This window comes from Thalassospira lucentensis (genome assembly GCF_011806425.1).
GTDB classification, from domain to species: Bacteria; Pseudomonadota; Alphaproteobacteria; order Rhodospirillales; family Thalassospiraceae; genus Thalassospira; species Thalassospira lucentensis_B.
In genome coordinates, this window is the sequence record NZ_JAATOV010000003.1 from 357831 (window position 1) to 370542 (window position 12712).

11 protein-coding genes are annotated in these 12712 nt (G+C 52.6%); 4 read left to right on the top strand and 7 right to left on the bottom strand.

Annotated features, from left to right (window positions below; all coding sequences use genetic code 11):
* Positions 1-45: 45 nt before the first annotated feature.
* The 6 genes from HCZ99_RS11665 to HCZ99_RS11690 form a co-directional block, all read right to left on the bottom strand.
* Entirely contained in the window at positions 46-1179 is a 1134-nt protein-coding gene (locus tag HCZ99_RS11665) for an AbrB family transcriptional regulator (protein ID WP_167447142.1), read from the bottom strand.
* Positions 1176-2861 carry a methyl-accepting chemotaxis protein gene (locus HCZ99_RS11670; protein ID WP_167447143.1) on the bottom strand — a complete coding sequence of 562 codons (1686 nt, stop codon included), beginning with the start codon at positions 2859-2861 and terminating at the stop codon, positions 1176-1178. Before HCZ99_RS11670 ends, HCZ99_RS11665 begins: the two co-directional genes overlap by 4 nt.
* Positions 2862-2897: 36 nt before the next feature.
* The gene (locus HCZ99_RS11675) at positions 2898-4433 is read right to left on the bottom strand and encodes a tripartite tricarboxylate transporter permease (protein WP_167447144.1); all 1536 of its coding nucleotides are present in this window, start codon (positions 4431-4433) and stop codon (positions 2898-2900) included.
* A 10-nt stretch (positions 4434-4443) separates the two neighbouring features.
* Entirely contained in the window at positions 4444-4917 is a 474-nt protein-coding gene (locus HCZ99_RS11680; RefSeq protein ID WP_167447145.1) for a tripartite tricarboxylate transporter TctB family protein, read from the bottom strand.
* 45 nt (positions 4918-4962) lie between these two features.
* Positions 4963-5961 carry a tripartite tricarboxylate transporter substrate binding protein gene (locus tag HCZ99_RS11685; protein WP_175581481.1) on the bottom strand — a complete coding sequence of 333 codons (999 nt, stop codon included), beginning with the start codon at positions 5959-5961 and terminating at the stop codon, positions 4963-4965.
* Between the two features lie 324 nt (positions 5962-6285).
* A complete protein-coding gene (locus tag HCZ99_RS11690) occupies positions 6286-6966 on the bottom strand; it encodes an IclR family transcriptional regulator (protein ID WP_167447146.1) in 681 nt (226 codons plus the stop codon).
* Positions 6967-7085: 119 nt separating this feature from the next.
* On the opposite strand from HCZ99_RS11690, the gene HCZ99_RS11695 reads away from it, so the two are divergent.
* Entirely contained in the window at positions 7086-8303 is a 1218-nt protein-coding gene (locus HCZ99_RS11695) for a CaiB/BaiF CoA transferase family protein (protein WP_167447147.1), read from the top strand.
* On the top strand, positions 8300-9148 hold the full coding sequence (locus HCZ99_RS11700) for a citryl-CoA lyase (protein ID WP_167447148.1): 849 nt from the start codon (positions 8300-8302) through the stop codon (positions 9146-9148). Before HCZ99_RS11695 ends, HCZ99_RS11700 begins: the two co-directional genes overlap by 4 nt.
* Before the next feature lie 34 nt (positions 9149-9182).
* On the opposite strand, the gene HCZ99_RS11705 is transcribed toward HCZ99_RS11700, so the two are convergent.
* Positions 9183-10310: an ABC transporter substrate-binding protein gene (locus HCZ99_RS11705; protein WP_167447149.1), complete on the bottom strand. Its 1128-nt coding sequence runs from the start codon at positions 10308-10310 to the stop codon at positions 9183-9185.
* Between the two features lie 151 nt (positions 10311-10461).
* Between HCZ99_RS11705 and HCZ99_RS11710 the strand changes: the two genes are divergently transcribed.
* Positions 10462-11127 carry a response regulator transcription factor gene (locus tag HCZ99_RS11710; protein ID WP_167447150.1) on the top strand — a complete coding sequence of 222 codons (666 nt, stop codon included), beginning with the start codon at positions 10462-10464 and terminating at the stop codon, positions 11125-11127.
* Positions 11124-12542 carry a sensor histidine kinase gene (locus tag HCZ99_RS11715; protein WP_167447151.1) on the top strand — a complete coding sequence of 473 codons (1419 nt, stop codon included), beginning with the start codon at positions 11124-11126 and terminating at the stop codon, positions 12540-12542. The genes HCZ99_RS11710 and HCZ99_RS11715 overlap by 4 nt, the downstream gene beginning before the upstream one ends.
* Positions 12543-12712: the final 170 nt, after the last annotated feature.

Genomic DNA, 12712 nt, shown 5'->3' on the forward strand with positions numbered 1-12712 from the left:
CCAACATCTGACTGATGGTGACGTGGTCGCCTGTCGTTCAGGCTGTTATTCCGGTGGGATCGCGTTTTTCAAGGCCTTGCGGCTCATATGATGTTGGAACCATTTGGCCATGATGGGGGCAAGCAGGACGATTTCAAAAATGCGCACAATGTGATGAAACGCAACAAAGCTTGGCTCAATATTTAGCGCAAGGGCGATTAGCGACATCTCAGCCACGCCACCGGGCGCAAATGCCAGTAAAACGGCAATGAAATCAAGGTCGAGCCACTGCGAAACCATCCAGGCAACGCCGCCCGTAAAGGCCAGAATAACCACAGTCGCAAAGATCGAATAACCAGCCAAACGGGCCAAAAATGATAGTTTAACCCCGGCAAAGCGGCTGCCGATGGCAGCACCAAGGATCAGAAGGCTACCGGCGAGTAACCATTCTGGTAGATTGCCTTCTACGACACCTGTCACGTGCAAAACCATGCTGGCGAGCATCGCTCCCGTCATATAAGCGGCAGGCACACGCAGCTTACGAAACACTAAAACCGTGATCAGGGCCGCAAAGCCCGTCAAAATGCCTTCGGACAATGTCATATAGACCGCGTCACCATCACCATGGCCGCTTGCGACCACGCCGGTGATCATAAGAACGATAAGCGGGGCCGACATCACCAAAAGCAAGACGCGCAAGCCTTGCGTGAGTGCGATTTCCTGTTCGTTGCCACCAGCCGCAGCACCCAGAACAACCATCGGGGTTAACCCGCCCGGTGTTGCGGAAAACAGGGCGGTTGCCGGATCAAGTCGGGCGATTTTGACGTAAAACCACGTGACAATAACGGTAATGATCGGAACGTAGATCAAAACTGCGATCATGCTGATGGGCCAAAGGGCTGCTTGATCAAGCGTTTCGGGTGTGAAAGACCCGCCCAGAAAAATGCCAATCACCCCCAAGATGACGGAACGAAATTCCATGGGAATGCGCATCTGAACGCGCATCAAGCTTGCGATAAAGGTGGCCAACATTGGGCCCATCATCCAGGCCAAAGGCATATTGATACTATGGGCGATCAAGCCACCGACTAGTCCGATACCAAGTGCAATTGAAAGTCGTTTAAGGAAGGTTGGTGTCAGGACACCCGATAAACGATTGATCCAGCTGTTTTTAGATGGATCTTCGGGGGCTGTGGTCATGCGGTATCGGCCTTGTTTTTATTGATTTGGTCTAGGAAGCCATCAATTGCGTCCCGCAGACGGGATGCTTCGGTGTTAAGGGTGCTGGTGGCGCGTGTGACATTTTCCGAACCGTGATGTACCCGTGCCGTTTCGGAATCAAGGGCGTCAACAGCCTCGGCCACGGTACGCATGCCGCCATTCGCATCATGAATGCGATCCGAAATGCCCGAGGTGGAGGCTTGTTGTTCTTCAACAGCCGACGCAATGGCTGCAGCGGATTGATCAACTTCACCAATCACATCCGCAACGCTTTGCAAGGCGTTGACAACATTATCCGTTAGGCCGCGAATTTCATCAACTTGGTTTGAAATATCCTCGGTCGCGCGGGCGGTTTGCGATGCAAGATTTTTAACCTCGCCCGCGACAACGGCGAACCCCTTGCCAGCGTCGCCCGCGCGTGCGGCTTCAATCGTCGCGTTCAGGGCCAGAAGGTTGGTCTGGTTGGCGATGTCTTCGATTAGGCTCACGATATCGCCGATGCGTTGGGTGGCGTTGGTAAGCTGCTCAAACAAAGCCCGGGACTGTTCGCTTTCGGTGCGGGCTTTGCCAGCAACTTCGGCTGATGTTTGTGCCTGTTGGCCAATCTCGGCAATGGCTGCTGACAGGCTAGCCGTTGTTTGTGAAACCGCTTCAATATGATGCAGTACCTGTTCAGAGTGTTGATTGGCATCGGCTGAGCGAGCGCTGGCCGATGTTGCAATTTGCTCCATATCGCTGGCCGATCCGTTGAGTGACCCAAATTCACGGTCAAACCCGGAAAGGGCGTCCTGAACGGTCCGTTGAAAATGGTCGGTGGCGTGGATCAGGTCTTTTTGGCGTTCGCTGTCAATCGCGCGGACACGTTCGCGTTCTTTGCGCAGTGTTTCGGCCTCTTTGGATTGGTCGCGCAGAACGGTGACAGACCGTGCAACCGTGCCGATTTCATCGCGGCGCTGAACACCCCGAACATCAATATTCAAATCGCCGTTGGCAATCTGTTCGATCAACTGGGCAAGATCGGTCATTGGCCGCGAAATACGCCGAGAGACAAAGACCGCAACGACCCCAGCCAGCAGCACAACAATTACCGCGACAATCACGAAAATCCGTTGAACCGCATCGGCACGTGACACTGCATCGGCAAAGGATGTTTGTGCCAATGCGTGGGTCTGGGTCAAAATTTGGTTAAGGGGAACTTGAAGGGCGCGGAATGTCTCATCGGCCTTGGCGATGACTTCGAGCGCGCCATAGATGTTCATTTCGCTTTCAACCAGGAACTGATCGACCTGGTCGATATATGTTTTGTAATTATCGGTGAATTCATCGCCGCCGACAACGGCAAGGCGTTCCGCCAGCGGGGCAAGGTCGTCTGAAATGTGGCTGGCCTGTTCGCGCAATTCTGGGACAGCAGCAGCATTGATGCCATTGGAATCCCACGTCAGGATACGAAATAGGGACCCGTGCACCTCGTTTAAGGCATTGCTGAGCGTAAGGGCGTCAGATCGTCTTTCGTAAGCTTCGACGCGAAGGCTGGCAAGCGTGCGTTTCTCACTTTCGAGGGTGGCAACCGTTGCAATTCCCATTGCAACGATCACAACCATCAAAAAAACCGGGACCAGAAGTGTTTTTGGGCCAATCGCAAGGTTATCGAGAAAGCGCATTCATTCAGTCCCTTCGCGTCATAAGCTGTTGAGATCTTAGATCTCACCATCGTTTGGTACAGATTTACGGTTCTTCATCCAAAGACGCAGATTGCCGATCAATGGTGCCGCCAAGAACAAGGCGCTGATCAAAAGGATCACAAGGGTAATCGGACGTTCCCAAAGGAAGGCCAGCGACCCGTCGCTGATCATTAGGGCGCGCCGCAGATTTTCTTCCATCATGCTGCCCAGAATGAAGCCCAGTAGCATCGGCGCCATCGGGTAGTTCAAAAGGCGCAGGCCGATGGCAATGGCCGCGGCGATGACCATCATGTGAATATCAAAGGCGTTAAAGGTCACCAGATAAACACCGATCAACGAGAAGAACAGAACGAACGGGACCAGCAACTGCTGCGGCAGTGCCAACAGGCGCGAGATGTATGGGATGAGCGGTAGGTTCAGCACCAGAAGAACAATGTTGCCGATATACATCGAAATGATCACGGACCAGAATACTTCTGGCTGTTCAACAAACAGGCGCGGGCCCGGCTGAACACCATACGAAATCAGCGCCCCCATCATGACCGCCGTGGTCCCGGAGCCCGGAATGCCAAGGGTCAAAAGCGGCACGAAAGAGCCAGAGCATGCTGCGTTATTCGCGGTTTCAGGGGCGGCAAGACCACGGATGGAGCCCTTGCCAAACTGAAGCTTTTCTTTGGCAGATGCGATGTTGCGTTCCATGCCGTAAGCAAGGAAAGATGCGATCGTTGCACCCGCACCAGGCAAAACGCCGGTAAAGAAGCCAAGCACCGAAGACCGGCCAATGACCGGCACCATGGTTTTAACTTCTTCTTTCGAAAGCTTCATCGAACCAAGGTTTTTAAGCGCGCGTTCCTCGTCAGAACGGGTGTCCTTGGTTGGGCGCAGGATCGAGAGCAGGGCCTCGGACAGTGCGAAGGTCGACATGGCAAGCAAAAGGAAGCTGATGCCGTCAACAAGGTCCATATTGCCAAAGGTAAAGCGCGCAACGCCCGCCGCCGGATCGGTGCCAATGGTCGACAACATGATGCCAAACAGCGTCATGGTGATGGCCTTAAGAACCTGTCCCTTTCCGGCAAAGGCCGATACGGCGGTAAGCCCCAAGACCATTAGCGCGAAATAATCACCTGATTGGAACGACAAAGAAACAGACGCAAGGGCAGGGGCCGCGACCAGCAAGAAAATCGCGGCAATCGTTCCACCCGAGAATGAGGAATAAGCAGCAATTGCAAGTGCCTTACCCGCCTGGCCTTTTTGTGCCATTGGATAACCGTCGAAGGCGGTTGCAACGGTGCCCGCAACGCCCGGTGCGTTAATCAGGATCGACGATGTCGAGCCGCCAAAAATGGCGCCGTAATACACACCAGCCATCAAGATCAGACCCGTTGATGGATCAAAGCCATAGGTGATCGGGATCATCAACGCAATTGCGGTGATCGGACCAAGCCCCGGCAACATGCCGATAAACGTCCCGGCAAAGCAGCCCAAAGCAACCATCATCAGGTTGATCGGCATGACAGCGGTCGAAAGACCGGAGAAAATTCCTTCAAGCATTTCTTTCGCCTTAACCCAGCATTTCGAAGATGTCACCCGGCGCCAGATAAATGCCCATCAGTTGGGTCAACAGGTACCAGAAAATGAAAACAACGGGGATGGATGCCCCCAGCAGAACCTTGATCCGGCGTTCGCCAAGAACGGCAAAACCACCAACCAAGAAGATTGTGGTCGAGATCAGGAAGCCGAGATAGCGAATGGAAAATCCGTAAAAGACCATCAGGATGCCGAGCTGAAAAACGCGCCCCCATTTCAGGCCTTTGAAGGCAGAAGAAAGTTTGCCAGCTTCTTGATTGGCCGGCATAACCAGTTGAACGAAGGAAACCACACCTAAAAGCCAAGCAAGCGCATTAGGAAGAGTTTGGGCGTTAAACGGCGCATCTTCGTCGCCAAACAGCAACGGGATATCATCGACATAAAACCCGTATATCAGCGCAAGGCACAGAAACAGCATTGCGCCGAATTTGTCACGATTGATCGACATGGAGTGGTTTCCCTCAGAAGGTCTTTTTATCGGTTTTCTAATGGCTTACTTCAGGAAGCCAAGGTCGCGCATCAGATCGCCAACGACTTTTTCCTGGTTTTCCATAAAGCTTGAGAACTCCGCACGACCTTTATAGATTTTTTCCCAGCCGTTACGCTTACGCACGGTTTCCCATTCCGGGGTTGCCTGCAAATCTTTAAGGAGTTTTGCATAGGCATCTGCTTTTTCATCCGAAAGAGCCGGGGAGCCGAAGTAACCGCGCCAGTTAACGAATTCCGCATCAATGCCGAGTTCGCCAAGTGCGGGTACGTCCGGCGCCGCTTCGATGCGTTCTTTTGACGTAACAGCAAGAATGCGAACCTGACCTGCTTTGGCGAGTTCAAGAAGTTCACCAAGACCGGTCGACAGAACATCGGTTTCGCCCGACAGAAGACCCGCAATGGCTTTGCCACCGGCGTCATACGGGATGTATTTAACCTGTTTGGCATCACCGCCACCTTGTTGAACGGCATAGGCCGCAACAATGTGGTCCATACCGCCACGAACCGAGCCGCCGCCAAATTTGACAGCCGATGGGTCGGCTTTAACGGCCTCGACAACATCGGTGAAAGATTTAAGTTCGCTGTCTGCTGGGACGGCAAATGCCGCGTATTCAGCAACAACAGCAGCAATCGGCGTCAGGTCACGGAAGGACTGCGGAAATACACCAGTCAGCGAGCGCACGATGATCGGGGTGGAGTTGACCATCAAGGTGTTGTCGAGACGGTCGGCTGCTTCGATCATGTAGGCAATGGCTTTACCGCCGCCGCCACCAGACATGTTTTCATAGGATGCAGTGCCAACCAGACCAGACTTGGTCAGGGCTTCGCCCGTGCCACGTGCAGTACCGTCCCAGCCGCCGCCTGCGCCGCCCGGAATGATGAAGTGAATTTCATCCATTTCTGCGGCCTTGGCATGTTGGGTACCAAAAGCAGCAGCCGAAACAGCAACAGCAGTTGCTGCAACCATAAATCCGCGACGCGAGAACATCGTCAGCTTATTCATCAGGGTCTCCTCCAGACACAAAAGCATTTTCCCATGCCACCAAACTGGTGGCATGCCGACCATAAAGGACAGAACTTCGGCAACGGAGAACGCTAACGACCCATCAGGCGCGTAAACGCAACCTGCCTATCGAAATTGAAACTAAGTCCTCCCTTGCCGATATTCTTATTTTTGATCCTTGGGGTTTACCCCTGATCGGCAGTGGTAGGACGTTAACAGCCAAACCTGTCACCAACCTGTCATCGGTCGAAATCAGGTGAAAAAAAGGCATATGTTTTGTGATGTTGTGGCACAAATTGGTTTTAAATGGCGGAAAATGGAGCCTTAAGCCGACAGAGAGCGACCGCAATCAACTGCATGAGATTGCAACAGAGCCAATGTCTTAATCCGAACTTCAGATGTAAAACGGCTTGCGGGGCCCGACAAAGTTAAAACACCAAGCATCTGTTTATGACGATCTAAAACCGGAACCGCGATGGCCGAAATATCGGGGTCACGTTCTCCGTTGCTTTGTGCAAAACCGGCCTGCAGGACTTCAAGGGCGCGGTCATCAATCCCGTTTCCCCATGCCCGAATGACGTGTCCGGCAGCCCCGCGATCGGTCGGTAATATCGCACCTTCTTCCAGATGATGGCGCAGGCTGCGCGATGAGTTTTCGCGAAACAGACACAAACGATTTGATCCTTCCGGGATGTAGAAGGACGCGGTTTCGCCGCTTTCCTCGACAAGTGCGGCCAGATGCGGGCGCACAATGTCATCCATCCGAAAAGAGCGCCGGTAGATGGAGCCAAGGCGCCACAAGGCAGGGCCCAATCGATACCGGCCACGTCCCGAAATCATTAGAAAACCGTGCGACTCTAATGTGCCGGCCAGCCGCGACAGGGTGCTTTTGTACATGCCGGTGCGTTCAGAAAGGTCTTTGAGCGAAAGGTCCGCATCCTGATCAGTAAAGGCATCGAGGATCATAAGGGCGCGCTCAACGGCACTAACATTCTGTTCTGACATCTGTTTTCCTGTTTTGTCGCGGCATCTAAATGGGCGGGATATAAACACGCCATTTTGCAATGGACCGAAATTCTATATAATAGAACCTAATTCTACCAGACGGAATTTTAGGAAATATCATGCAAAACACCAAACCGCTTCATGGCATCACGGTTTTGGACCTGACCAATGTGCTTGCTGGACCGTTCTGTTGTCACCAATTGGCGCATTTGGGGGCGACGGTGATTAAGGTCGAAGCCCCCGGACGTGGCGATCTGGCCCGTCAATTGGGCGCAGATGGTGCGTTAAATGAAAAACTGATGGGCGTTTCGTTTCTGGCGCAAAACGCGGGCAAGAAATCAGTTACGCTGAACTTAAAAGACCCGCGCGGCAAAGATATTTTAAAAAAGTTGGTAAAGCAGGCCGATGTTTTGGTTGAGAATTTCCGACCGGGTGTGATGGATCGCCTTGAACTGGGCTATGACGTCTTGGCCAAGGTGAACCCGGCACTGATTTATTGCGCCATATCCGGGTTTGGCCAAAGCGGCCCGATGAAAAAACTGCCGGCCTATGATCAGATCGTTCAGGGCCTGTCGGGGATTATGACCATCACCGGCGAAGAAGATCAGCAAACCTATCGGGTCGGCTATCCGGTTGCCGATACCATTGGTGGTTTGACCGCGGCCTGCGCGATTAGTTCTGCCATCGCGGGCAGGGCGCTCGGTAACAATGACGGCAAGGGCAGCTTTATCGATATTTCGATGCTGGAATCCGTTATTGCGACCATGGGCTGGGTGGTTTCAAATTTTCTGATTGCCGGTCAAAAGCCCACTGCAAATGGCAATGATAATTTCACGTCCTCCCCATCTGGCACATTTCGCACCCAAGATGGGCAGATCAATATTGCCGCCAATAAACAAGAACAGTTTGAAGCCGTTTGTGACGTGCTGGATGTTCCTGACCTTAAAGCTGATGCCAAATTCCTAACCCGGTCTGACAGGCTTGCCAATCGGGCGGTTTTGGCAGGGTTGCTTGAAGACGCACTTCAAACCCGGCCCACAGATCATTGGGTATCCGCATTTAATGCGGCAGGTGTTCCGGCAGGGGCGGTTTTAACCGTGCCGCAGGCTCTTTCATTACCGCAAATTGCCGATCGCGGCATGATTGCCGATTTTGCCGAAGTTCCAGGGGTTGAGCGCGATATTCGTGTTTTACGCACCGGTATGAAGCTGAACGGTGAAGCACCCAGTGTTGATGCGCCGCCGCCAGTTTTAGGACAGGACAACATCGATATCCTAAGCGGCTTGGGATTTAGTGAGGGCGAGATCGATATGTTGAAATCGGAGGGCGTACTATGAGCGACAAAACCGCAAATGATGTCGAACAAGAAGTTTCCGATTGGTGGCAAAGTTCGATCATCGAGATGAAGCCCGGTGAAATTCACTATTCGGGGTATGCGATCGAAGATTTGATCGGCAATATCAGTTTCCCGGCGATGATCTGGTTAATGACGCGCGGCGATTTACCAAGCCCTAGTCAGGCAAAGTTGCTAGAAGCCGCCTTGGTGTCCGCTGTTGACCACGGTCCGCAAGCGCCAAGCATTGCAATTGCCCGGATGGCGGCAACATGTGGTGTCGGCCTTAACAATGCGATGGCCAGTGCGGTCAACGTGCTCGGTGATGTGCATGGCGGCGCGGGTGAGCAGGCCGTCGCCCTGTACCATGATATCGCGCACCGCATAGAGGCAGGGACGCCGATTGAACAAGCCGTTTCAGACGCCCTTGATCATCAAATCGCCGAACATGGCAAACATATTCCCGGGTTTGGCCATCGTTTTCATCCCACCGATCCGCGTGCGCCCCGGTTATTGGGGCTTGTCGCGGATGCTGCCAAAGACGGGGTTGTTTCGGGCGTTTTTGGTCAGATCGCCCAAGAAGTCGAAAAGGCACTTGAGGCCCGAAAGGGCAAAAAAATCCCGATGAATATCGATGGCGCAACGGCCGTGATCTATGCTGAACTTGGATTTGATGCGCCATTGGCCCGTGGATTATTTTGCCTATCGCGGTCAGTCGGCATTTTGGCCCATGCATGGGAGCAAACCCAGCAAGGTGGGCGAAACAAGGGACCAATCCCGCGTCGCATGATCTGGACCTATTCAGGTCGCGAACATCGTTCAGTACCAGACGACAAGATTGATGAATAAAATATTCTATATCAACGGCCTGGCAGGGTAACTTTTAGCGCCTATTTAAAAGGGCATCCTGCCAGTGGCGGATAAAACGCTGCCGCTTGGCCTGATCAAGATAGACCAGCAAGCCGGGGCCGAGCGGGAAAGACCGCACCCGTTCGCCGTAGCGATCAAAGATCAGCGATGAAAACGGGCTAGGGGCCACATCTGCCCGCACTGGGTTAAAATTCCCAGCATCTTGCAGCACACTTTGTCCTTCGACCGACAATAGATAATCAAGGAAGCGCGCGCCAATGTTCGGGCTGCGCGCGCCACGCGGAATAACGGCAATCCGTGAATATACGACAATAAAGTCATCTGGCAGGATGACGCCAAGATTTGGGGATCGCTGACTAAAGGTTTCCGCGTATGAGCCGAGCAAGTTGTAGCCCAGCACAACCTGACCTTCGGCGATTTTTTCAAGCATTGGCGAGGTGTTAGAATAGAGCTTTACCTTTGATTGGCCCAATTGACGCACGAAATCCCAGACACCCGGGAAAAACCGTTCATCACGTGCGAGAAACAGAAAGCCAACGCCGCTGCGCTCTATGTCATAGGTGGTAACTTTTTCGCTGAGTAACTCGTCATTTGTGCGCAAAAGCTCGAGAAAAGCTTCGCGGGTTCGCGGCGGCTCAAGCCCGTTTTCGCGAAAGAATTCCCGGTTATAAGCAATGACAGCGGGCTCCTGTGTGACGGCAAATGCTTCGTTGCGCCAGCGTGCCCAGCTTGGCAATGCCTCTGTTTGCGGGCTTTTATGGGCTATGGCATAGCCGTCATTGGCAAGCTTCATCTGCAAATCCATTGATGAACTGATGATAAGGTCGGCATGCGGCCCGCCGTTGGCCCGCGCCTTGACCGTCATGTCATACATCTCAAGCGTTTGAAGCTGATGATATTCGATGGCAACGGTTGGGTTGATTTCTTGGAATGCTTCGATCGCCGGTCTAAACGCGCCAATATCGGCAGAACCATAAACAACCGCGACCTGATTGGCTTCACTCAGAAGAGTTTGTTCCGGTCCGTTTTGTTGCTGCTTTGCCTGTGGGGCAGGGAAGGTAAACACTTCTGCCAGGGCAGAAGATGCTTGCATCGCGATAGCAATGACACATAAACGAATACAAGAACGGCCCAAGGTCATCGTGTATTATCCTATGTCGCAAGGTGTCTGTGATCGACAATTGATACCGATCATCAATTACCTATCATCCGCCAGAATGATAGCTTTGGCGCGGTTGCGCCAAGTATCGAAAACACGACTATCGGTTTATCAGGGAAGAGTTAGACAAACAATGAGAGTCCTCGTCGTCGAAGATCACGCCGCATTGGCAGATGGTATCGCTCGATCGCTTCGGCAGTCTGGCTATGCTGTTGATGTGATTGCCGACGGGGAAGAAGCCGACGATATTTTGCGTACCCAAGAATATGGGTTGGTGGTGCTTGATTTAAACCTGCCCAAACTTGACGGTTTGGAAATCCTGCGCCGTTTGCGCCATCGCGGTGCGGAAAGTGCTGTGCTTATTTTGACCGCGCGCGGCGATATCGAAGACCGGGTCAAGGGCCTTGATCTTGGTGCGGATGATTATTTGGCCAAACCCTTTGAGCTGGTTGAACTTGAAGCACGTGTTCGCGCCCTGATGCGGCGCAATGCGGGCACGCACAACACCCAAATCAAATGCGGTCAGTTGGTGTTTGATAGCGTTGCAAGGCGGGTTACAGTCAATGGCGACGATGTTGACATACCGCGCCGTGAATTAAAAATCCTTGAAATCCTGCTTTTGCGGTTGGGGCATGTGCTCAGCAAGGAACAGATTGCCGATCAACTGGCTGGATTTGAAGACGATATCAGTGCCAATGCGGTTGAGCTTTATATCAGCCGTTTGCGTAAACGTGTTGAAGCGGCGGAAGTTAGAATTCAGACAGTCCGCGGCCTTGGATATTTGTTGAAAAAGACATGAAATGGCGTAACGGATCGCTTCGGCGAAGGCTTGTTATCTGGCTTCTGATCCCGCTTTTGGTGATCAGTTCGCTGATGCTGCTTGAAGTGCGCAGTAATGCAGTGCATTCGACAAATCAAGCATTTGACCGTGCACTTTTAAGTTCCGCATTAGCAATTGCCGACCGGGTTGTGTTGATCGGGGGCAAGATCGAGGTCGATGTGCCTTATGTCGCGCTTGAGATGCTGACAAGCTCTGCCGAAGACCGTGTATTTTATCAGGTCAGTACCATTCAAGGCGACTTTATCACCGGATATGAAGACCTGCCGCCAATACCCGACGCGTTATTGCCGCTGCGTGAAGAGCCAGTGTTCTATGATGCTGTCTATAACGGTGAGAATGTCCGTATTGGCGCCTTGTCACGCTATGTCGCAAGCGTGCGAAAAGCCACGCGTTTTCAGGTGTTTGTCGCCGAAACCATGGGCACACGCACAAGCCTAAGCGAAGATATCCTTGCCAGTGCAGCCGCCCGACAAATCGTTTTGATTACCATTGCGGCTGTTATTGTGTGGTTTGGCATCGGGCAGGGGCTAAAACCGCTCACCCGGCTGGAAGAAGCCCTTAATCGGCGATCGCCAACTGACTTGCGGCCTATTGAACATGATGTGCCCAATGAAGTGCGGCATCTCGTTGGCGCGATTAATCATCTATTTCAGCGGCTTGGCAATAGTTTGGCAACCATGCAACGCTTTACAGCGGATGCGGCCCATCAGTTGCGGACACCGTTGGCAGCGCTTCGAACGCAATCTGAGCTTGGCCTTCGTGAAGATGATCCTGAAAAACTCCATCAGATTATGGCCACCATTGCGACATCAACCCAGCAAACATCGCATTTGGCCAATCAATTACTGGCATCCGCACGCGCAGCACCCGAAGGTCTTGCAGGACGTCCGTTTGAGAAAATAGATCTGTGTGAAATCACCCGGAACGTAACCGCGTCCAAAGTCATGAGTGCCATCGAAAGCGGTATCGACCTTGGTTATGAGGGCGTCACAGAACCTGTGCTGATCCTGGGGAACGCGACCCTGATTGAGGAGCTTTTAAAAAACCTGGTGCACAACGCGCTAACATACTGCCCACAGGGAAGTGCGGTGACCGTCAGACTTATCAAAGACGCGGCCGATAACAGTGTGACGCTCATGGTCGAGGATAATGGCCCGGGTATTCCTGAAAAATACCGCAAGGATGTGTTTAAGCGGTTTTATCGCATTGCCGAGAACAATCAGGATGGCTGCGGCCTTGGGTTGTCCATCGTCCGCGAAATCTCATTGCGACACCATACATCTGTCGCACTAACAACGGCGGACGGACACAGTGGGTGTATATTCTCTGTGCGGTTTAACATTGCTGATGCGAACGCGCAGGCATCGATCTAAACACGTAGTCGTCAGGTGGTATTTATCGGCATTTGAAGGCGTTAGCGCAGTGTGTGAATGACGTGCCTGATTGGTGTCTCCTGAACTCTATAATCAATTATTTGTCATAATATATATTATAGAACTTAATGACGTGGAGATTTAAGGCCCTATCTCAATGTGAACTTTAC

Excerpts from the sequence above, each read along its gene's own strand:
- HCZ99_RS11700 (WP_167447148.1), top strand. The coding sequence starts at position 8,300 with ATGAGCGACAAAACCGCAAATGATGTCGAACAAGAAGTTTCCGATTGG.
- HCZ99_RS11715 (WP_167447151.1), top strand. The coding sequence starts at position 11,124 with ATGAAATGGCGTAACGGATCGCTTCGGCGAAGGCTTGTTATCTGGCTT.
- HCZ99_RS11690 (WP_167447146.1), bottom strand. The coding sequence starts at position 6,966 with ATGTCAGAACAGAATGTTAGTGCCGTTGAGCGCGCCCTTATGATCCTC.
- HCZ99_RS11685 (WP_175581481.1), bottom strand. The coding sequence starts at position 5,961 with ATGAATAAGCTGACGATGTTCTCGCGTCGCGGATTTATGGTTGCAGCA.
- HCZ99_RS11680 (WP_167447145.1), bottom strand. The coding sequence starts at position 4,917 with ATGTCGATCAATCGTGACAAATTCGGCGCAATGCTGTTTCTGTGCCTT.
- HCZ99_RS11675 (WP_167447144.1), bottom strand. The coding sequence starts at position 4,433 with ATGCTTGAAGGAATTTTCTCCGGTCTTTCGACCGCTGTCATGCCGATC.
- HCZ99_RS11665 (WP_167447142.1), bottom strand. The coding sequence starts at position 1,179 with ATGACCACAGCCCCCGAAGATCCATCTAAAAACAGCTGGATCAATCGT.
- HCZ99_RS11710 (WP_167447150.1), top strand. The coding sequence starts at position 10,462 with ATGAGAGTCCTCGTCGTCGAAGATCACGCCGCATTGGCAGATGGTATC.
- HCZ99_RS11695 (WP_167447147.1), top strand. The coding sequence starts at position 7,086 with ATGCAAAACACCAAACCGCTTCATGGCATCACGGTTTTGGACCTGACC.
- HCZ99_RS11670 (WP_167447143.1), bottom strand. The coding sequence starts at position 2,861 with ATGCGCTTTCTCGATAACCTTGCGATTGGCCCAAAAACACTTCTGGTC.
- HCZ99_RS11705 (WP_167447149.1), bottom strand. The coding sequence starts at position 10,310 with ATGACCTTGGGCCGTTCTTGTATTCGTTTATGTGTCATTGCTATCGCG.